This is a genomic window from Clostridium sp., assembly GCF_021443865.1.
Lineage (GTDB): Bacteria > Bacillota > Clostridia > Clostridiales > Clostridiaceae > Clostridium.
Map to the genome: position 1 here is coordinate 76,514 of NZ_JABUTB010000035.1, position 22,246 is coordinate 98,759.

20 protein-coding genes are annotated in these 22,246 nt (G+C 27.7%); 14 read left to right on the forward strand and 6 right to left on the reverse strand.

All coding sequences use genetic code 11. From position 1 onward, the window contains the following. Window positions 1-128: 128 nt before the first annotated feature. Window positions 129-1,406 carry a Na+/H+ antiporter NhaC family protein gene (locus HUJ77_RS07750; RefSeq protein ID WP_291708008.1) on the forward strand — a complete coding sequence of 426 codons (1,278 nt, stop codon included), beginning with the start codon at window positions 129-131 and terminating at the stop codon, window positions 1,404-1,406. 126 nt (window positions 1,407-1,532) lie between these two features. Here the strand turns inward: HUJ77_RS07750 and HUJ77_RS07755 are convergent, their stop codons facing one another. Then, entirely contained in the window at window positions 1,533-2,243 is a 711-nt protein-coding gene (locus HUJ77_RS07755) for a LytTR family DNA-binding domain-containing protein (RefSeq protein ID WP_291708009.1), read from the reverse strand. Between the two features lie 337 nt (window positions 2,244-2,580). Between HUJ77_RS07755 and HUJ77_RS07760 the strand changes: the two genes are divergently transcribed. The 7 genes from HUJ77_RS07760 (at window position 2,581) to HUJ77_RS07790 (ending at window position 9,186) form a co-directional block, all read left to right on the forward strand. Beyond that, on the forward strand, window positions 2,581-3,183 hold the full coding sequence (locus HUJ77_RS07760) for a BsaA family SipW-dependent biofilm matrix protein (protein ID WP_291708010.1): 603 nt from the start codon (window positions 2,581-2,583) through the stop codon (window positions 3,181-3,183). Then, a complete protein-coding gene (locus HUJ77_RS07765; RefSeq protein ID WP_291708011.1) occupies window positions 3,161-3,619 on the forward strand; it encodes a signal peptidase I in 459 nt (152 codons plus the stop codon). The genes HUJ77_RS07760 and HUJ77_RS07765 overlap by 23 nt, the downstream gene beginning before the upstream one ends. Before the next feature lie 146 nt (window positions 3,620-3,765). Further along, entirely contained in the window at window positions 3,766-4,425 is a 660-nt protein-coding gene (locus tag HUJ77_RS07770; RefSeq protein WP_291708012.1) for a BsaA family SipW-dependent biofilm matrix protein, read from the forward strand. A 130-nt stretch (window positions 4,426-4,555) separates the two neighbouring features. Further along, window positions 4,556-5,203, forward strand: a complete 648-nt coding sequence (locus HUJ77_RS07775) for an LPXTG cell wall anchor domain-containing protein (protein ID WP_291708013.1) — start codon at window positions 4,556-4,558, stop codon at window positions 5,201-5,203. Between the two features lie 57 nt (window positions 5,204-5,260). Continuing rightward, on the forward strand, window positions 5,261-5,770 hold the full coding sequence (locus HUJ77_RS07780; RefSeq protein ID WP_291708014.1) for a hypothetical protein: 510 nt from the start codon (window positions 5,261-5,263) through the stop codon (window positions 5,768-5,770). A gap of 96 nt (window positions 5,771-5,866) precedes the next feature. Beyond that, a complete protein-coding gene (lepB, locus tag HUJ77_RS07785; protein ID WP_291708047.1) occupies window positions 5,867-6,319 on the forward strand; it encodes a signal peptidase I in 453 nt (150 codons plus the stop codon). Window positions 6,320-6,330: 11 nt separating this feature from the next. Then, complete coding sequence (locus tag HUJ77_RS07790) at window positions 6,331-9,186, forward strand: hypothetical protein (protein ID WP_291708015.1); 2,856 nt, start codon at window positions 6,331-6,333, stop codon at window positions 9,184-9,186. 183 nt (window positions 9,187-9,369) lie between these two features. Here the strand turns inward: HUJ77_RS07790 and ispF are convergent, their stop codons facing one another. Together ispF and HUJ77_RS07800 are read right to left on the reverse strand one after the other, a co-directional pair. After that, window positions 9,370-9,849, reverse strand: a complete 480-nt coding sequence (ispF, locus tag HUJ77_RS07795) for a 2-C-methyl-D-erythritol 2,4-cyclodiphosphate synthase (protein ID WP_291708016.1) — start codon at window positions 9,847-9,849, stop codon at window positions 9,370-9,372. A gap of 94 nt (window positions 9,850-9,943) precedes the next feature. Continuing rightward, a complete protein-coding gene (locus tag HUJ77_RS07800) occupies window positions 9,944-10,135 on the reverse strand; it encodes a hypothetical protein (RefSeq protein ID WP_291708017.1) in 192 nt (63 codons plus the stop codon). An 88-nt stretch (window positions 10,136-10,223) separates the two neighbouring features. On the opposite strand from HUJ77_RS07800, the gene HUJ77_RS07805 reads away from it, so the two are divergent. From HUJ77_RS07805 to HUJ77_RS07820, 4 genes are all read left to right on the forward strand, one after another. After that, a complete protein-coding gene (locus tag HUJ77_RS07805; protein ID WP_291708018.1) occupies window positions 10,224-10,814 on the forward strand; it encodes a class D sortase in 591 nt (196 codons plus the stop codon). Between the two features lie 20 nt (window positions 10,815-10,834). Continuing rightward, window positions 10,835-11,830 carry an anti-sigma factor domain-containing protein gene (locus HUJ77_RS07810; RefSeq protein WP_291708019.1) on the forward strand — a complete coding sequence of 332 codons (996 nt, stop codon included), beginning with the start codon at window positions 10,835-10,837 and terminating at the stop codon, window positions 11,828-11,830. A gap of 10 nt (window positions 11,831-11,840) precedes the next feature. Then, the gene (gene rluF / locus HUJ77_RS07815; RefSeq protein WP_291708020.1) at window positions 11,841-12,614 is read left to right on the forward strand and encodes a 23S rRNA pseudouridine(2604) synthase RluF; all 774 of its coding nucleotides are present in this window, start codon (window positions 11,841-11,843) and stop codon (window positions 12,612-12,614) included. A gap of 321 nt (window positions 12,615-12,935) precedes the next feature. After that, a complete protein-coding gene (locus HUJ77_RS07820; RefSeq protein ID WP_291708021.1) occupies window positions 12,936-13,616 on the forward strand; it encodes a DUF3298 and DUF4163 domain-containing protein in 681 nt (226 codons plus the stop codon). A 123-nt stretch (window positions 13,617-13,739) separates the two neighbouring features. On the opposite strand, the gene HUJ77_RS07825 is transcribed toward HUJ77_RS07820, so the two are convergent. Both HUJ77_RS07825 and HUJ77_RS07830 read right to left on the reverse strand, forming a co-directional pair. After that, a complete protein-coding gene (locus HUJ77_RS07825; RefSeq protein ID WP_291708022.1) occupies window positions 13,740-16,403 on the reverse strand; it encodes a cation-translocating P-type ATPase in 2,664 nt (887 codons plus the stop codon). A gap of 350 nt (window positions 16,404-16,753) precedes the next feature. Beyond that, the gene (locus HUJ77_RS07830; RefSeq protein WP_291708023.1) at window positions 16,754-17,539 is read right to left on the reverse strand and encodes an AraC family transcriptional regulator; all 786 of its coding nucleotides are present in this window, start codon (window positions 17,537-17,539) and stop codon (window positions 16,754-16,756) included. 305 nt (window positions 17,540-17,844) lie between these two features. Here HUJ77_RS07830 and HUJ77_RS07835 point away from each other — a divergent pair, with 305 nt between their 5' ends. Together HUJ77_RS07835 and HUJ77_RS07840 are read left to right on the forward strand one after the other, a co-directional pair. After that, window positions 17,845-19,971 carry a glycoside hydrolase family 3 C-terminal domain-containing protein gene (locus HUJ77_RS07835; protein WP_291708024.1) on the forward strand — a complete coding sequence of 709 codons (2,127 nt, stop codon included), beginning with the start codon at window positions 17,845-17,847 and terminating at the stop codon, window positions 19,969-19,971. Between the two features lie 269 nt (window positions 19,972-20,240). Next, window positions 20,241-21,296, forward strand: a complete 1,056-nt coding sequence (locus HUJ77_RS07840; RefSeq protein WP_291708025.1) for an aldose epimerase family protein — start codon at window positions 20,241-20,243, stop codon at window positions 21,294-21,296. Between the two features lie 61 nt (window positions 21,297-21,357). On the opposite strand, the gene HUJ77_RS07845 is transcribed toward HUJ77_RS07840, so the two are convergent. Beyond that, on the reverse strand, window positions 21,358-22,246 hold an 889-nt coding region (locus HUJ77_RS07845; RefSeq protein ID WP_291708026.1), incomplete at its 5' end, for an LPXTG cell wall anchor domain-containing protein.

Below are 22,246 nucleotides of genomic sequence, written 5' to 3' on the forward strand. Positions count from 1 at the left end.
GTAGAGCACCTGACTCTTAATCAGGGTGTCCCGGGTTCGATCCCCTGATAACGCACCAACAAAGAGGGATTAATTTATTAATCCCTTTTATTTTTTTTGTTTAAATATAAACAAAGGAGGAAGAAATATTGAATAACAAGGGTAATGGTTTAGCTTTAATTCCCTTAGCAGTATTTTTAGTAGTTTATTTAGGAAGTTCCATATTAGCAAGGGATTTTTATGCAGTTTCAACAGTAGTACCATTTTTAGCAGCAGCATTAACAACTCTACTAATGAACAGAAAAGAAAAGTTCCAAAATAAAGTAGAGGTTTTTTGTAAGGGAGCAGGAAATTCTAATATTATTTTAATGGTAATTATATTTATATTAGCAGGAGCCTTTGCACAAGTAGCTAAAGATATGGGAGCTGTAGACTCAACAGTAAATTTAGGACTTTCTTTACTTCCTAGCAGCCTATTAATACCAGGGATGTTTATTATAAGCTGTTTCATAGCAGTATCTATAGGAACTTCAATGGGAACAATAGTAGCTTTAGTTCCAATAGCAGTTGGAATTGCTTCAAAGACAGGAATAGAAAGTGCTTTAGCAGTAGGAGCAATTGTAAGTGGAGCTATGTTTGGAGATAATCTTTCAATAATATCAGATACTACAATAGCTGCAACTAGAACACAAGGCTGTGAAATGAAAGATAAGTTTAGGATGAACTTTATAATAGTTTTGCCAGCAGCAATACTTACTGCATTAATATTTATGATTTTAACAAGAGATTCAAATACCATTACAATGGAAGCTCTAAGTTATAGCTTAATAAAAATAGTTCCTTACATAATGGTAATAATAACAGCTCTTTTAGGAGTAGATGTTATATTAGTTCTATTACTTGGTATATTATCTTCGGGGATAATAGGATTTATCTATGGAAGCTTTGATATTTTAGGATTTTTCAACTCTATCTCAACAGGGATAAGCAGTATGAGTGAGCTTATAATAATATCATTACTTATAGCAGGAACTATAGAGATAATTAAGCATAATGGAGGAATAGACTTCATATTAAATAAAGGACTTAAAAACTTTAAAAGCAAAAGAGGAGCAGAATACGGAATTGCAACTTTAGTAAGCTTAGTTGATATTTGTACAGCTAATAACACAGTTGCAATAGTTACTGTTGGACCTATTGCTAAAGATATCTCCAATAAATATGATTTAGAACCAAAGAGAGTTGCAGGAATTCTTGATATGTTTTCTTGTGTATTCCAAGGCATTATCCCTTATGGAGCACAACTAATTTCAGCAGCAGCTCTAGCTATGATTTCACCAATTGCCATAATGAAATTTTTATTTTATCCCTACCTTATGGGAATTTGTGCTATAATATCTATATACATTCATTGGAGAAATAAATAAGGCTATTGTAAAATTAAAATATAACCTAAAGGTGCTATGGAGCAATGAAAAATTAAAAAGTGAAGAATTAAAATTCTACATTTTTAATTTAGATTTGCTTTCATAGCACCTTTTTAATTATATATTTTAGAAACACTTGAAGTATAATTTTTTAAAACAGGTTCTTTTACTTTTACTTATTGGAATAATAGTATCGTTAGTTAATATAACATTTTGATTACATATTGATTTTATAAAATTTATATTAACAATAAAAGATCTATGACAACGTACAAAGTAAGATTTTTTAATTTCCTTTTCTAAATCTGAGATTTTCTTTTTTATCTTATAAAATTTCTTTTTAGTATGCATATATACATAATGTTCTGAGGATTCACAATAAATTATATCATTTAAGTTAAGTCTAACTATATTTTCTGACTCTTTAATTAAAATACTATTAGCAATCTTTTTATACATTTTAAAATTATTAAAGGCAGTATTAAGACTTGTATATAAATTTTCCTTATTAATAGGTTTTATTAAATAGTTTGTAGCATTTACCTGATAACCTTCCAAAGAATACTCTAAAGAACTAGTAACAAAAATAATACCTACTTCAGTATCATTTTCTCTGATTAATTTAGCTAGTTCGATTCCTGATAATCCTTTGAATTTAATATCTAATAATATTAAATCAAAGGTTTCTTTTCCAAAAGATTTAAATATGAATTCTTCTGGTGTATTAAATTCTTTAATACTAATTGGAATATTATTTTCTTTGCTCCACATTTCTACATGACATCTGTTAACTTTCATATGGATTTTTTCGTTTTCTACTAGTGCTATTTTAAACATAAGAAATACCCCTGCCCCTTTTATTAAAAATAATTAACTTCTTTAAAGTAAATAAAGTCATTTAAAAAAATTTTTAGAAATCTATTCTCTTTTTCATAGTTACGAGATAGTAGATTTAATTTTTACTATATAAATACTTGTTTATAACTAATTTTACTTTATTAGAAATCATAATTCAATTTTAAAATATACAAAAATTAAACTAATAATAAACAAAAAGTTAATTAAAGTACGAAAAAGGACAATTTATGATGTTTTTATTAAAAAAAAACAAAATTGTTATAATATGTAATAGTAATTTATGTTAATAAAATAAAAAAATGGTTGAGGTGAGGGAATGTGTAAGAAAAACCTATTTAAGACTATGGCCATTGTATCTATTATATTTGCATCCATATATGTGGTAGGAAAGACATTTTCTATATTTACAAGTAAAGATAGTATAGTTAATAAATTCACCACTGCTGATGTAACAGGTGAAGTAGTAGAGAATTTCCCAGAGAATGAAAAAGATTGGGAGGATCCAGTAATTAAAGAAGTTAAATTTAAAAATACTGGAACTACAGATGCAGTGATTAGAGTTAACTTCTTAGAAAATTGGAAGCAATATGATGAAGAAGAAAAATATTTAAGCAATATCATAGATGGTGAAGAAGTTACTAATAAAATATGGACAGCAGAGTGGAGTACAGAATGGACCAAAGGAAATGATGGATGGTATTATTACAATTACATTTTAAAGCCTGAGGAAAGTACAAAAAAAGTTTTAGAAGCAGTAGAATTTAAAGAAAAATTTAAAGAAGAGTATAAGGATGCCGACTATAATTTAACTTTCAATATGGAATGTGTAAATGCAGATACAGAAGCTACTAAAGAAGTATTTGGCGTAGAAAGTAATTATTTAGGAGATGGACAAGTTGAATGGACAATCAACCAATAGTATAGGAAGTATAATAAAAGATTCAATATTTTATTTAATAGTTGGTGTATTGATAATATTTTCTATATTTATTATATATGCAAAAAAAAATAATAAACAAATAAGTATATTAGGATATAGAGCCTTTACAGTATTAACAGGAAGTATGGTTCCTACCATAAATCCAGGAGATATCATAATTGTAAAGGAAGACACAATAGATAAGATACAAACTGGAGATATCATAAGCTTTAGAGTAGAAAATAGTGATAATGTAGTTACTCATAGAGTTACAGATGTAGTAAATGATGAAAGTTTGAAGTTGATAACTAAAGGTGATGCTAACAATGTAGAAGATAGAACAAGAATTACATCAGATACATTAATTGGAAAATTGTCACTTACAATCCCAAAAGTGGGGAAAATAGTAAATTTTATTAATGAAAAATTGTTTTAATTTTAATAGTCATAATGATTATTTTAGACTTATCTAATTATAGAAAAATAAAAAATTAGATAATAAATAAAACACTATAATTAATTAGCCAATTTATATTTTTAATAAAAATAAATAAATAAAAGGGTATTTTAGGAGGAAAATTTATGAACAAGAAAAAAATTGGAGCATTATTAGTAGCAGCAACATTAGCTATAGGAGCAATAGGTGGATCTTTAGCATGGTTTACATCACAGCATTCAGTAACAAATGAATTTTCAACAGGAACAACTGATGATCCAACAAATACAGACAGTGGAATTGAAGTAGAAGAAGAATTCGATGAAGATGATGCTAAAAATATTACGCCAGGAACAGAAGTTACTAAGGAAGTAAAAGTAAATAATACAGCAAGCTATGATCAATTTATCAGAGCTAAGGTTGATATAACTTTCTATGATGTTGATGAAGATGGAGAAAAAACTGAAATTACAAATTCAACTAAAATAGCTAGCTTAAAGGCAAATTTACAATTAAACTATTTTACTGAAAATATTAATGGAACTACAGAATTTGCAACAGAGAAGTGGAAATTAGATGAAGCAACAGGATATTATTACTACTTAGATAAGTTAGCAGCAGATGAATCTACAAAGGAATTATTAAAATCTGTTAAGCTTTTAGGAACAGCAACAAACGAATTTAAGAACATAGCATTTGATGTAGATGTTTTAGCAGAATCTATCCAAGCATCAAATGGGGCATATAAGGATTGGTCACCAGAGGCATTAAAATCAACATATCAAGATTTAGAAGCTGATAATTAATTAAATATAATGGTTTATGTAAAAAAACCATAAAGATTTATATAAATAAAAGAACCATGAAGATTAATATAAAAGAGACTTATAAATAGTCTCTTTTATAATATATTATAATGTATATAAGGTGAAAATTATGAAAAAATTACTATTTAATATTATAATAATCATAGTTTTTCTAAATAGTTTTACTATAAAAAGTTATGGGCTTGACAATAATACAAAGACAGTTGAATTAATTGGAGCAGCTAATGGATTAGTAACTATTCCAGATGATAGCTTTTTATCTGCATCAAATATGGTGCCTGGAGATTTTGTAGATGGAAAAATAATTTTAAAGAATAATTATAATGTACCTTATAAAATTATGCTGAAGTCAGAAAGAACATATATAGATTCAGATTCAGAATATGATCTATTAAGCAAACTACAACTTAGAATCAACTATGAAGATAACATTATATATGAAGGTTCAGCATGTGAAGATAAAAAGTTAGCAGAAGAAATAAGTTTAGGAATAATATATCCAGGGGAAGAGAAGATTCTTTCAGCAAGTGTAGAATTAGATGGAAAAACTACAGGAAATGAATATAAAAATAAGTATGATGCATCAAAGTGGGTATTTACTGCAACAAGTATAATTGAAGATGTTAAAGATGTTCAGGACATTAATTTACCTAATACTGGAGATGAAGGTTTCTATATACGTATTTTTGTTGGAGTAGGACTACTATTAATAGGTATATATATTTATTTAGGTAAAAGAAGAATTAAAAATAATTAAATGAAAAGCAGTTTATAACATACAGTTAATTAAACTAAAGAATAATGTAGGTGAATAATGGAAAATATAAAATTTAAAACATCTTTCTTTGGCTATAAAAAAGAAACAGTATTAAGTGTTTTAAAGGATTTAATTAGAAAAAATTCAGAGTCGGAGAAGGCGTACAAAGAAAATATAAACTATTTAAAGAAACAAGTTGAAAATTTAGAAGCTGAGAAAAAAGAGATTTCTTTAAAATATGAAAAAATTAAAGAATTTGAAAATGCGTACCGAAGCAAAAAAAATGAATTAACTGATTTATTGATAGAAATAAAGAGAACTAAGGAAGATGAAATAAATTCAGCAAAGCAGCAAGGAAAAGAGATAATTGAAAATATTAATAGAGAAATAGCAATATTAAAAAATGAGAAAGATGCTCTGGAAAAGGAAATTAATGAATATAGAATGACAGTTTTCAATCAGCTAAAAAGTGATTTAGTAGAAAAGAAAAATTATATAGATAAAGTTATCAACATAATTGAAGAAAGTACTTCAGGGAATATAAGTATAAATAATGAAAGAGTGTAAAAATAATTTNAGGATTATAAAAATAATAAAACAGAACTACTAGAAGAGATAGAAAAGGAATATACTAAAATTCTTGTAAGGAAAAGTATAAAAACTATACTAAAGAAGTTCTTTTTTATAATTATAATTATTTTAATCTGCTTTAATCTTATATTTGGCGTATCTATAGTAGAAGGAAATTCTATGTATCCAGTAATATCTACAAAAGATATTATTTTTTTTAATAGACTTAATAAAAATATTGAAAGAGATGATATTGTAGTATTTTCACTTAAGGATAAAACATTATTACTAAAAAGAGCTATAGCTATTGAAGGTGATGAGATTAATATAGTAGATTCTAAAATAACAGTAAATGGAGAAGAAGTAGCTGATTTAAATAATGAAGATACATTAGATAAAGATATATTTCCAATTAAGCTAGAAAAAGATCAATTTTTTGTTATTGGAGATAATAATGTAGATTCAGTAGATAGTCGTCATTTTGGAGCTATTAATATGAAAAATATAAAGGGGAAATTAATATCTATATTTAGAATTAAATTTTAAAAGGTGATTATATGAATAAAAAGCTAAGAAATATTTTAACTATAATTATACTTATTACCTATATTTTTTCTGTGAAAGTATTTACGAAAGATAGTAATGTTCTAGCTCTTACTAGTAATAATGTAGTAAGTATTGATTTAATTGATGAAGTAAATGAAGATAAAGAAGAAATAGAAAATAATGAAATAAATAATAGTGAAATAGACAATAGTGAAATAGACAATAGTGAAATAGAGAATAATAAAACAGATAATAGTGAAATAGAGAATAATAAAACAGATAAGACTGAAAATCTTAATGATGATACAAGCGTTAGTGATGATGATGCTAATAATACTTCTAACAATAGTGAAGATGTAGAAGAAAAAGAAGTAGATAATAATAAAAATAGTAACAATGAGATTGTGGAAAAAGAAGAGAATAAAGAGGATAATAAGCAAGAAGAAATATATGATATAAAACCAGTTGCTGAAGATATAGTAAGGATATCTACAGAAGAAGAGTTAAGAGCAATTAAATCAACAGGGAATTATGAATTAGCAAATGATATAAAATTAACTTCAAAGTGGAATCCTATTGAAACTTTTAGTGGCGTATTTAATGGTAATGGACATACTATTTCAAATATGACAATAAATGAAAAAAATGATGGAAGAAACGTAACACATAGTAATTTAGGTTTTATATACAAATTATATGGAACAGTTGAAAATGTAATTTTTGAGAATGTAGTAATAGATTCAACAGAAGTTAGTAATGGTAAAATTACTAAAAGTGGGAGTGATTTGGGGGTTGTTTCAGCATATAATTATGGAACTATAAGTGAAGTTACAGTTATAGGACTATATATGGTTGGAGATAGTTATATGGGCGGAATAGCAGGACAGAATTATGGTACAATTTCAAAGGCTCTAGTTTCTATGCAGTCCTGTGGTGAAAATCGTGGTATTTATTCATATCAAAAAGGTGAGGTTAAATTAGATGAATTAGATTTAAATGGAAATAAGACTGACAATGTCGGTGGACAATTTATAGGAGGAATTGTTGGATATATTCCGGATAATGGTAAAGCTAAAGTTATAAGTTCAGTAGCAAATGTAAATATTATATTTGGAGAGTTTTTAGGTGGAATTGTTGGATATGCCAGAGGTGGAGATATAATAAGTAGTTATGCAACAGGATATTTATGTGGATTCCATGATGTTGGAGGAATAGCTGGTAGAGGTGAAGGTAGTAGCCAATTTTATAATATATACTCATCAGTTCAACTAGATGGATATGGAATGTATAGACACGTAGCAGCAATAGGACATTCTGTTCCAAAGGAGATGCATAATTTATATCAAGATATCCAAATGGGAACTGGTGGGACAAATTATCTAGAAGTAATTGGGCAAAATGGTTTACAATTATTGTTAGGAACAGATGATAGCTTTTTTGGACAAGTAGGTAGATTAGAAGGGTTATTAACAAAGGATATGATTTATAATAATTGGAACCCTGGTGGTAGCGAAGCGTGGACAACTATGGATGGATATTATCCACAGTTAGAATATTTTGCAACCCATGAAAATCCTATTATTAGAAAAGCATCAGCAAATAGTGTTCAAGCTGTAGAATTAGCGACACCAGATGAGTTTTCTTTACTAGGAAAAGGAGATGTTTCAAGCAATACTATAACACATGATTTATGGAATCAGATAGATACTTGGAAATATGTAAGATCCCCATTTAATATGTCACCTAATAATATATCTGGATATGTTAATGACTGGAGAGTATTAGAACAAGGTAACGATATTGAAGAAGAATTAATTAATATAAATAAAAATTATCCATATCAATACTTCGGTTACTTTATATCAAAAGAAGCAGCAAGAGAAGCAATAGGGGTTTCAACTACTGGTGGTGACAGTGATAATATATGTAAGAAAGTAATATTATATGGAACAGGAAGTACTTTAGAAGTTGAAAAAACAGTAAATACAAACATAGCAGAATATGGAACAGAATTAGAATATACAATAACAGTAAAAAATACAGGATTATTGCCTCTAATGAATGTAGATGTAGTAGATATGATGGCTGTAGATTATAGTAAAAATAATTTACAAGCTTTATATGACAATGTGAGTTCTGTAGATATTATTGAATTTAAAGATAGCTATCATAGAATATTATTCAAAGGAGCACTAAATAATACTAAAAAAGTTTTAGACTCACAAGATTATACAGAGGAAGAAATAAAAGCTGCATATATATATCTATTAGAAGCATCAATACATCAAGATTTAGATCTAGCAAGTATTAAAGATGGTATGATATATAAGAGTCTAGGACATATAAATACTTTAAATGCTAATGGAAGTGCCACATACAGCTATAAAATTGCAGTTCCAAAAAATGCAAAACAAAATAGTGAATACTATAATGTAGCAACAGCTAATAGTGGAAAGTTAATAACAAGCGATAGTGAAAGTGCAAAAGTTCCTGAGAAAAAAATTGGTGAACTTACAATAGAAAAAAAAGTTCAAGGTATACAAAACGAAGACAAGTTTACTGTTCATATAAAAGGCGAAGAGTTTGAAACATACCTTCAAGTTAAAAATGGAGAGTCAGTAACATTAGAAGTTCCATTAGGAGAATATACTGTAACAGAGATAATATCAAAGGATTATCAACTTTTAGAAGTAAAATCAACTAAAAAAGATAATTCAAGTAATAGTATGACAAACGGATCTAAAGTAGTTTTAGATAATGAGAATGATGCTTTAAAAGTTAATTTCTTAAATAAGTATATAATTAAGAGTTATTTCCATAATTCTAATAGTAAAGCAAATATATTTTCAGGAAATAATACTTTATAAGTCTAATAATTTGCATTAGCTTTAAATAAGATGTTACATTTCTTATTTTAAGTTTCATAATGTTAATTAAGAATATTAAAAGTTATAAATAAAAGTCCAGTGATTTTAAATCACTGGACTTTTACCTTAATTATTCTAAATTCTGACGAAGGAAGAATTTACACAATAACTGTGCATTACGCATTATGCATTATCCATTGTAATCAGGCATATGCTTTGTGAAGAAATTCCTTCGCCAGTTCCTGTAAATCCTAGTCCTTCTTCTGTAGTTGCTTTTACATTAATCTTCATTATATCAATATTTAAAGCTTTTGCTATGTTATCACGCATTTCCTTTATATAAGGAGCCATTTTAGGTCTTTGAGCAATTATAGTAGAATCTATATTATTAATTATATAACCATTTTCACTTAATAGATTACCTACTTCTTTAAGAAGACTTATACTAGATATACCTTTATACCTTATATCAGTGTCTGGGAAAAGAGTTCCAATGTCACCAAGGGCAGATGCTCCAAGTAAGGAATCTATAATTGCATGAAGTAATACATCAGCATCTGAATGTCCAAGTAATCCTTTTTCAAAGGGAATATTAACTCCACCAATTATTAAGTCCCTTTCTTCAACAAGTCGGTGTACATCATATCCTAATCCTATTCTCATATTTATACCTCCAAGATTATTATTTAAGACCATTTTACTCTATAGGAAATTATAATATCAAGGATTTATATAAAAGTTATAAAGTTAATAAGGCTTATAGTACTTTTTTAAAGGGATAATGCTTAATATTATTTTCAGTATTTGTATTTTTAGCACTATAAATTCTAAATAAGTTATTAAAAAGTCTCTTAACATTTATCTTAAGTTTATAAATTAATAGCAAAGGCTTAGAAGAGATTTTCTTTCGTTTAAAAATAAAGTCAACATAAATAATTTTTCTATTCATAAGTTACTCCTAAAAGATTAATGATTAAAGATCTTTATGATATAATATATGATAAATGAATATAAAAGTTTATTAGGAGTTGTGTTATTTGAGAGAAAAGATTAGACGAGTTATAGGATTAATTTTAATCATTGTTGGTTTATCTATTATTGGGTCCATAGTTTATAAAAAAATAGATACATCAAAAAAACAAAAGGAACTTCAAAATATATTAGAACAAGTTATAAATGAAGAACCTAGGGAATTATCAAAGGAAGAAGAAGAAAATTTAATAAATGGATATAAGCCTATTGCTTTAATGGAAATTCCAAGTATAGGTTTATCTCAAGGAATAGTTGAAGGTATTGCTGATGATATACTTCAATACTATTTAGGTCATTTTGAAGGTTCAGTAAAACCAGGGGAAAAAGGAAACTTTTCTGTTGCAGGTCATAGAGTTTCAGACTATTCAGAGGCATTTGTTAATTTATATAAGATAGAAATTGGAGATAAAATATTAGTTAAGGCTAATAAAAAGGAATATGTGTATGAAGTAACTGAGAGCTTTATAGTATCACCTGATAGGGTAGATGTTTTAGATAATACTGATGAAGCAACCATAACTTTAGTTACTTGCACAGTAGGAGCAAAAGAAAGAGTTATAGTAAAAGGAAACTTGGTAGAAAGTAAAGACATGTAAGGCAGGGGATAGTATTGACAATGGGTATCTTTGAATACGATAAATATAAATTTTCAACTAAGGCTCTAGCAAGCTTAGCCTTAGATGATGTAGTTGAAAAACGTGAGGAAGAGATTTATAGACTAAAAGAAGAACTTTTAGTCTATAAGATATTAATTAAGGATTTAATTCATGATGAGCCATCCTATATAATTAGAAATAAAATATTGAATGTTGCTTATTTTATAATAGAAGATGTTGAACTTTTTGATTATTTAAGTACTACTAAAAAGTTTCCTATAAATAGACTTTTAAAAAGAACACCTATTGTTAAAGAATTTTATGAAACTTGGAAAGCATATATAGTAACCTTTGTTGTTATATTATCAAATCCTAATTATAAGTATTTACAGGAATATTTACAGATTGAAGAAGCTGTTGAAGTTCCTAGTTCAGAAGAAATTATACAAATTAATAAGGAAGAAGAGCATAGAGGCATTATACTTTCTAAGGGATTATCTAATTCTATTATTTTAACTTCAAAAGGTGAGTTTATTAAAGTTAAATCTAAAAAGGAAAATAGGGTAGGAGAAGACGTTATTAGTAGCGAAAGTTTTACTTTTAGAAAATATAAGCTTCAAATTTCTATAATTGCTAGTATAATTGTAATTATTTCTGTTATAGGTATATTTCAGTACAGAGCAATAGATAAAACTATTGCAATAGAAACTACATCATTAATTACTTTAGAAGTTAATAAGTTTGATAAGATTATCCAGGCATATTCTAAAACTGAAAGAGGTAATTATATGCTAGGTAAGCTAAATTTAACTAACACTGATATTGATAATTCTATAAGAGAAATATTAAGATATGCTGATAATAATGAAATGGTTCCTAATACAGGAATAGTAATTACTATAACTGGTAAGGCTCTTAAATATAATGCCTTAGAAAAAACAGAAAAATTTATTGAAGAAAAAGGACTCCAAGTTAAACTGAATAATTCAGGAGATGAGCATAAGGTAAGTCCATAAAGGTGATAATATGAATCAAAAGAATAATGAATACAAAATTGTACATAAAGAAAGAGGATCACAGGTTAGGCTTAATAAATTTATAAGTGAAACTGGATATTGTTCAAGAAGAGAAGCTGATAAGCTTATAGAAGATGGAAGAGTGACTATTGATGGCATAAAGGCTGTAATGGGCATGAAGGTAAATTTAGATGCTAATGTAAAAGTGGATGGAAAGCCTCTAAAAAAAGAAGAAAAATTAGTTTATATAGCTTTAAATAAACCAGTTGGGATAACTTGTACTACAGAGAAAAAGGTAAAAGGTAATATAGTTGATTTTGTAAATCATGAAAAAAGAATTTTCCCTATAGGTAGATTAGATAAAGATTCACAGGGATTAATTTTATTAACTAATGATGGGGATATAGTAAACAAAATATTAAGAGCTGGGAATAATCATGAAAAAGAATATATAGTAACTGTGGATAAACCTATAGATAATAAATTTATAGAGTCTATGTCTAGCGGGGTTAGAATATTAGGTACTATAACAAAGAAATGTGTTGTTAATAAAATAAATGAAAGAACCTTTAGAATTATACTAACTCAAGGAATGAATAGACAAATAAGAAGAATGTGTGAAGCATTAGGTTACACTGTAACTAAATTAAATAGAATAAGAATAATGAATATAAAATTAGGGGATTTAAAGATAGGTAGTTGGAGAAATCTATCTTCAGAAGAGCTTAGAAAATTAAACTCATTAATAAGTACTTCTGTAAAAACTAAAGAAGCTGATAAATAAAATTATATAAGATAAATAATCTAGAATCATAGTGTGACAAAATACACTATGATTTTTTGTTTGTTTAAACAAAAACTTTGAAGTTATCCACAATTTTTAGGAATTTACAATTAAGGTACAAATAAAGAGTGGTTTTATAAAGAATTAGAGTTAAATAATGTATGTTACACACACTATCCACAATTGCTTGTGGATAAGTTGTGAAAAATATGTTGAAATCTACCTAATAATTATTAACAACATTGTAGATAATATAATGAAGAGATAAATTTGACTTTTGTTAATATTCAAAATAATTGCATATAATTAGGAGAATTAGTTATGAAAATAATATATATAGCATTAATAATTACGGTATTATTAATAAATAATTGGTGTGTTTATCCACAATCTATGTTAATAAATGCTGAGGATAATTATGTAAAAAAAACAGATATTGTGGATAAATTAATAAAGGAAAAAACTGACTTTATAAATATTGATGTAGAAATACCTCAAATAGTTGGATTAAGTAATGAAAATAAAGAAAAACACATTAATAATGAAATCCTAGATTGGACTAACAGCTGGATAAAAGAAACAAAGGATACCAGTGAAAGCTTTAAGCCAACAATACCTTATGAGTTAATGGGTAGATATACAGTAACTAATAATGCAGAGATATTAAGCTTCTATATAGATTATTATCAATTCAGCGGTGGAGCTCATGGAATAACCACTAGAAATACCTATAACATTGATACTAATACAGGAAATCAACTAATGCTAAAGGACTTATTCACAGAAGGATATGATTATGAGACTTATATTAACAATGAAATAACAAAAGAAATAAATAAACACCCAGAATATTATTTTACAGGTAAAGAAGGCTTTAACGGAATTAAAGAAAATCAAAGCTTTTATATTATAGATAATAAGATAATAATACATTTTCCATACTATGAAATAGCTCCATACGTTACAGGAATGCCAGAATTCCAAATAGAAATGAAGAAATGAAGAGGTTTTGCACAGCAAAACCTATTCATTATATAGAATATCTTATAAAAGATCTGAAAGGATTTTTATTCAACATTCTTTCATTCTTTAATTTTTTCATTAATAAAATGCAATGAATTTTATTTAAGCAACATTGCTAATATCAGTATCTTCTTCATTAACATCAATGCTAGAAGACTTCTTATTATTAATAGCATCTCTTATTACCTTAACAATTTGAACTATTACAGTAGGAATAAATGCAAATAAGTAAATATATCCTACTTGTGAACCAGTTAATGTAGCTACTTCAAATAATCTTCTTAGAACTGGAACAAATAAAACTAAGTTTAATAATACTAAACCTGCGCCAAATGCCAACCAACTCGCTACATTAGTAAATAATCCTATAGAGAATATAGATTTATCATCTCTACAGTTAAATCCATGGAATAATCTTGCTAAACAAAGTGTTGCAAAAGCCATAGTAGAAGCAACATTACTATCTGTCTTTAATCCCATATAGAAGGCTAGTAAAGTAAATATAGTAATAACTATACCTTCAAGTAATATCTCAGTTATAAAATCTTTAGATAAAATTGAAGCATTTCTAGCTCTTGGTTTATCCTTTAATAAGTCATTTTTAGATTGTTCCATACCAATTGCTATGGCAGGTAAACTATCTGTTAATAAGTTAATAAATAATAAATGTACTGCATGGAATGGCATTGGTAAAGCCATTATTGATGCATATAGTACTGATAATATACCAGAAGTATTACCAGATAATAAGAACTTAATAGAGTTTCTAATATTCTTATAAATATTTCTTCCATTAGCTACTGATTTAACTATAGTAGCAAAGTTATCATCTGTTAAAATAACGGATGCAGCATCCTTTGATACTTCTGTTCCTGTGATTCCCATTGCAATACCTATATCAGCTTGTTTAAGAGCAGGAGCATCATTAACGCCATCACCAGTCATAGCAACAATTTCATTCTTGTCTTGGAAGGCTCTAACTATTCTAATTTTATGTTCAGGAGAAACTCTTGCATAAACTGAAATATGCTCAACATTTTCTTTTAATTCTTCATCAGACATTTTATCAAGCTCTACACCTTCAATGGCTCTATCGCCATCTCTTAAGATACCAATTTGTTTTGCTATAGCTGATGCAGTAATCTTATGGTCTCCAGTAATCATTACAGGTTTAATTCCAGCTGTTATACAATCTCTAACTGCTGCAGCTGATTCTTCTCTTGGTGGGTCTATCATTGAAATAAGACCTATAAATGTATAATCATTTTCATCATCAAAGGATAAGTTTTGTGAGGCATCGAATTCTTTGTAAGCAAAGGCTAAAACTCTTAAACCACTTTGTGACAATTGCTTATTAGCATTTATTATATTTTGCTTATCTTCATAAGTTATATCTCTTACTCCAGAAGATGTTTTAATTTTAACTATTCTATCTAACAATACATCGAAGGCACCCTTTGTAAACATTAATTCTTTATTATCAAATTTATGAAGAGTACTCATAAGTTTTCTATCAGAATCAAAAGGTATTTCACCTAATCTTTCATAACTTTGTCTAATTTCTAATTCATCTAAAGATAATGTATGTCCTAATTTAACAAGTGCAACTTCAGTTGGATCACCCATTTCAACACCATTTTTTGATGTAGAGTCATTACATAAAATTGAACTATTAATTAAGTACTTAGCTAATTCATCATTAGTATCTAATTCTTCACCATCAATTAATTTATTATCAAGAAATACTTTCTTTACTGTCATTTTATTTTGTGTTAAAGTTCCAGTTTTATCAGAACATATTACGGATACAGAACCTAAACCTTCAACAGCTCTAAGCTTTTTAACAATAGCATTTTCTTTAGCCATTTTTTGTGTTCCAAGAGCTAGTACAATTGTTACGATTGAACTTAAAGCTTCTGGAATAGCAGCAACAGCAAGAGCTACAGCAAACATAAGAGAATCTAAAAGGTTAGTTCCTCTATAAAGACTAAGAGCAAATACTATTATACAAACTACAAATATACCAATAGCAAGTTTTTTACTAAAATCATCTAAACTAACTTGAAGAGGAGTTTCCTTTTCTTGAGTTTCTTCCATTAAGTTAGCAATTTTACCTATCTCAGTATTCATTCCAGTACCAGTAACTACTACTAAAGCTCTACCATAAGTAACTAATGAACCAGAGAATACCATATTCTTTTGATCACCAAGGGCAATATCTTCTTCCTTTATAACATCAACAAATTTATTTACACTTTCAGATTCTCCAGTAAGAGAACTTTCATTTACTTGAAGTGAGAAATTTTCAATTATTCTACCATCGGCAGAAATCATATCTCCAGCTTCTAAGATTAAAATATCTCCAGGAACTATTTCCTTAGAAGGTATTTCTACTTTTTTACCATTTCTATACACCTTAGCACAAGGAGATGATAAAGCCTTTAAGCTATCTAGTGATTGTTCTGCTTTAAAATGTTGAACTGTTCCAAGAATTGAGTTAAGTATAATTACTGCAAAAATAACGAGTGTACTTTCTAGACTACCTGTCATTGCAGATATAATAGCAGCAGCTATTAATATTAATACTAATAAATCCTTAAATTGGCTAAGAAAAACTTGTAATACAGTCTGTCTTTTCTTTTCTGTTAATTGATTAAGTCCAAATTTTTCAGTATTAGAACTTACTTGCTTGTCCTCTAAGCCCCTTTTCGACACATTAAATTCTTTTAATACCTCTTCATAGGGCATTGAAAAATACTTTTTCATGAATAATTCCTCCAAACATTAGAATAATTTTTATTAAATTTATTGATCTATAGAAAACCCTTTTATATGGATTAATTTGGGCATATACCAAAGTTATATAAAAAAGAGACTCTTAATACAATTTTCATTAAAAAAAAACTGTATTAAAAGTCTCGTAACCAAATTGGTATATAACACCAGGCCTATAGACCGCGAATGTTGATGCTATATTTTTTACTACTCCCTCTTAATGGAATATTTAGTTTATAATATGATTTTATTCCTAATTAAAAAGATTGTCAATAAATAAATTTTAAGAAGTTTGTAAATATTGTAGATTATACATTAGAATTTAAGGGAAAATAGGGGAATTATTCTAATATATCTAAGTTCTTTCTGTACAGTTTAGGAGTTATGTTAGTTATTTTTAAAAAATTTCTATTAAAGGACCTAATACTTGAATATCCACAAGCATAAGCAATATCAGTTATTGTATCATCAGTATTTTTCAATAAGTACATTGAATAATTTATTCTATTTTCATTAATAAATTCTACAAAGGATATACCTAAGGTGTTATTAAGGTATTTAGATAAATAGGTATAACTATACCCAAATCTTTTAGCAATATCCTGTAAAGATATATCTTTTTTGAAATTGTCTTGAATATAGTTCAAGGTTTTATGTAATAATTCATAATCATTTTTTTCATTTTCTATTATGTTAGAATTTTTTAATACTTCAGAGCAAATAAGATATAGATAAGCCTTCATTTCTATTAAATTAGGTTTACTCTTAAATATATTTTCTATAATTGAAGATTTAAAATCAAAATTCAAAGCAAATACTGGATTATCAACATATTTTCCATATACCATACTATGAAAGGTTTTAATATATTCAGGAGAAAATACGCAAATATATGAATCTGAATAATCATTAGTTAAGAAGGAATGTATTTCATAGGGAAGTATTATAATACACTCATCTTCTTTCACTTCAAATATTCTATTATTAATGCTAACTTGAAGAGAACCACTTTTTACATAAACAAGCTCAAAGCTTCTATGTAAATGCTTAGGAAAATCAAAGTTATAGTTATGATAATGAGAAAAAGTATTCATTTCGCCAAAATGATAAGATTCATAAGTTAACATAATAATCCTCCTAATAGTAAATTTTGTCTACAATTATATATTTTACACTTTTTAAAATAAAATAACTACTATATAAGGGAGATTTACAGTATAGACAATTATGGCATTAAGCTATTAATTAAAATAAAAATACATCCTTTAAAATCATTAAATTGTTAAACAATTACATTTTATAAGAATAATTATTAAAGAGGATAAATATTGTCTATAAATAGATAATTAATTTCTTGTTAGTATGTAATAGTAATAGGTATCATAAAATCATAAGGAAATTAATAGAAAATAAATTAGAAGGATGGTGTATTATGAATAGAGATAAAAGAATAACTCATGAAGAAGCATTAGAAAAAGCAAAAGAATTAGTAGCCAAAATGACATTACAAGAAAAGGCTTCACAATTAACATATAATGCAGCACCAATAGATCATTTAAACATTCCAAGATATAACTGGTGGAATGAGGGGTTACACGGAGTAGCTAGAGCTGGTACAGCAACTATTTTTCCACAAGCTATTGGACTAGCGGCTATATTTGATGAAGAGCTTTTACAAAAGGTTGCAAATGTAGTATCTACAGAAGCACGTGCAAAGTATAACGAAAATATAAAAAAAGATGATAGAGATATTTATAAAGGGATAACATTATGGTCACCAAATATTAATATATTTAGAGATCCAAGATGGGGACGTGGTCATGAAACTTATGGAGAAGATCCATATCTAACTTCTAAACTTGGAGTAGCATTTATTAATGGGCTTCAAGGAGATGGAAAGTATTTAAGGACAGCTGCTTGTGCAAAGCACTTTGCTGTTCATAGTGGTCCAGAAGGAGTAAGACATGAATTTAATGCAGTTGTAAATCAAAAGGATTTATATGAAACTTATTTACCAGCTTTTGAAGCAGCAGTAAGAGAAGCAGATGTTGAATCTGTAATGGGAGCGTATAATCGTACAAATGGCGAACCTTGCTGTGGAAGTAAGACTTTATTAAAGGATATATTAAGGGGAAAGTGGGAATTTAAAGGACATGTAGTTTCAGATTGCTGGGCAATAGCAGATTTCCATTTATATCATAATGTAACAAGTACAGCTACAGAATCAGCAGCCTTAGCTCTTAAAAATGGTTGTGATTTAAACTGTGGTAATATCTATCTTCAATTATTATTAGCATATAAAGAAGGACTAATTACAGAGGAAGATATAACAATAGCAACAGAAAGATTAATGGCCACAAGAATAAGACTTGGAATGTTTGATGAAGAGTGTGAATTTAATAATATACCTTATGAAGTAAATGATTGTGAAGAATATAATGAACTTTCCTTAGAAGCATCAAGAAAGTCAATGGTTTTACTTAAGAATAATGGAATATTACCAATAGATAAATCACAATTAAAATCCATTGCTGTAATAGGACCAAATGCAGATAGTCAAATTATGCTTAAGGGAAATTACTCAGGTACTGCATCTAAGTATACAACTATTCTTGAAGGTGTACATGCGTCTGTTAATAAGGGAACAAGAGTATACTATTCAGAAGGTAGTCATTTATATAAAGACAGAGTAGAAAATTTAGCACAACCTAATGACAGAATAGCGGAAGCAATTTCAGTAGCAGAAAGATCAGATGTAGTTGTATTATGCTTAGGCTTAGACTCTACAATTGAAGGAGAACAAGGGGATACAGGTAATAGTGATGCAGCAGGGGATAAAGAAGGGCTTAATCTACCAAAGAGTCAACAAATTTTACTTAAAAGTGTATTAAATACTAATAAGCCTGTTATAGTAGTTTTAGGAGCAGGAAGTGCCCTTACACTTAATGGATTAGAAGATAAATGTGCTGCAATATTACAAGCCTGGTATCCAGGAAGTCATGGTGGTACTGCAGTGGCAGATTTATTATTTGGAGAATCTTCACCAAGTGGTAAATTACCATTAACATTCTACAAGAATACAGAGGACCTTCCAGACTTTACTGATTATTCAATGAAGGGAAGAACTTATAGATATGTAGAATCAGAAGTATTATATCCATTTGGATATGGTTTAACTTATTCAAAAGTAGAATTAAAGAATTTACAAGTAGAAGAAGTAAATAATGATTTTGAAACTGTAAGAGTAAGTATAGATATTAAAAACGTAGGTGAATATGATACTGATGAAGTACTTCAATGCTACTTAAAAGATTTAGAATCTAAATATGCAGTATTACATCATAGCTTAGTTGGATTTAAACGTGTATCTTTAAGAAAAGGTGAAAGTAAAACTGTAAACTTAGAATTAAGAAGAAGAGAATTTGAAGTTGTAAATGATAATGGTGAAAGAATATTAGACAGTAAGAAGTTTAAGTTATTTGTTGGAATTTCTCAACCAGATGAAAGAAGTGTTGAACTTACTGGATTAACACCATTAGAAAAAGAAATAAACCTATAGGGTACTAGCGCACACTATATAATGAAGAATTAAAAGTTAAGAATGTAGAATTAATTTAGAAGAGGTTACTTAGGTAACCTTTTTTATGTAATTTTTTCAGGTGAAAAAAACTTAGTTAAAGATATTTTATAAAGAAGTAAAAATTTAGGAGTATAAAAATATATAGGGTTATGTAAATATTTACTTAAATATCCTTAAAGTGTTATTATATAATATGTGGATGTATAAGAATGCTATGAAGAAAAAAGAGATTAAGTGGAGGGAAGAATATGTCTATAGTTGAACAGTTATTTGGAAAAACAAAAAATGGCTTAGAAGTGAAGAGTTATACCTTAACTAATAAAAACAAAACGGAAGTGAAAATCATAACTTATGGCGGAGCTATTACAGAAATTAAGGTTCCAGATAATAAAGGAGATTTTAGAGACGTTGTTTTAGGATATGATGATATTCAAGGCTATGAAAATGGCAAAAAGTTTCATGGTGCTTTAATTGGGCGTTGTGGAAATAGAATAGAAAATAGTAAATTTACCATTAATGGTGAAGAGTATACTTTAGAATCCAATGACGGAGTTAATCATCTTCATGGAGGAAATAAAGGCTTTGATAAAGTTATATGGGATTCTGAAATAATTGATAATGAAAATAATATATTAAAATTATCATACCTAAGCAAAGATGGAGAAGAGGGTTATCCTGGAAATCTTAATGTAAATGTATACTATTATCTAACAGATGATAATGAATTAAAGATAGAATATAAGGCTGTTAGTGATAAAGATACAGTAGTAAATCTTACTAACCATTCTTACTTCAATCTTTCAGGACATTCTTCAGGACTTATCTTAGATGAAAAGTTATTTATTAATGCAGATAATTTTACTGTAAATGATAAATATTCAATTCCAACAGGAGAAATAAGAAGTGTAGAAAACACTCCTATGAACTTTAAGGAATTAAAAACAATAGGAGAAAATATAAATGATAAATATGAGCAAATAGAATTTGGACAAGGTTATGATCATAACTGGCTATTAAATGCTAAGGGAGATTTATCGGTATTATCAGCTAAGGTTGTTGATGAAACTTCTGGAATTGCAATGGAAATGTATACAACAACTGCAGGAGTTCAATTATATACAGGGAATTTCCTAGATGGCTTAGAAGTAGGTAAAGATAATACAGCTTATGAAAGAAGAAGTGGCTTATGCTTAGAGACACAATTTGTTCCCAATGCTATAAATGACGAGAATTTTGAAACTTCATTATTAAAAGCAAATGAGGAGTATAACCATACTACAATTTATAAATTTACAACTATATAAATAATATAATTTTACTATAATAATTTTTTACAAAATAAGAGGCTGTAATCACAGCCTCTTATTATTTATTATTTCTTTTTCTTGATAATATAATACCAGAAACAGTTGCTAATAATCCTAATGTACTCATTATTGAACTTCCACCTGTATTAGGTAAAGTTGAATATGAATTATTTCCATTAGTTATTTCAGAATCATAGCCTGTTGAAGTATTAGTTGGAGGAACAGTACCACTATTGTTGTTATTATTGTTGTTATCTGTAGTATTGTTAGTAGTAGTATCAGTAGTATTGTTGTTATTGTCATTATTATCGGTATTGTTATCAAAAGCAGTAATATTTAATTTTACTAATCCAGAAACGGTTTTACCATTATCTAATGAAGCATCTATATTAAGAGTAGAATTTGATTCATCTACATTAATATATTTTAAAGTTTCAGCTGGAATAATGATGCTATTACCACTTACATATACAACAGGTTCAGATTCTTGTGGGTTAGCCTTAGCTATTGGTGCATCAGAATAAATTACTTGCATAACTTTGTTATTAATAGTAATAGAATTTACTTTAGTTCCATTTGGAATAAAATTAGGTATTTCTATAAATTTAGAATTATTCATATCAAAATCTATAGTATCATCAACTGGAGGGTTTACAGTACCATTGTTATCAGGATTATTTGGTTTGTTAGAGTCTCCAGTATTTCCAGCGTCTCCAATGTCTCCACTATCTCCAGGGTTATTTGGTTTGCTAGAATCTTCAGTATTTCCAGCGTCTTCACTATCTCCAGGTGTATTAGGAGTTTGGTTTGAATCAGTTACTTTTATGTAAACATTAGTAAGTGATGAAGTTCCATTTGAAAATTTAGCACTTACATTATAATTTCCTACAACAAGATTTAAACCAGATAAAGCTTCAGCTGGAATAGTTATTGTATTATCAGTTACT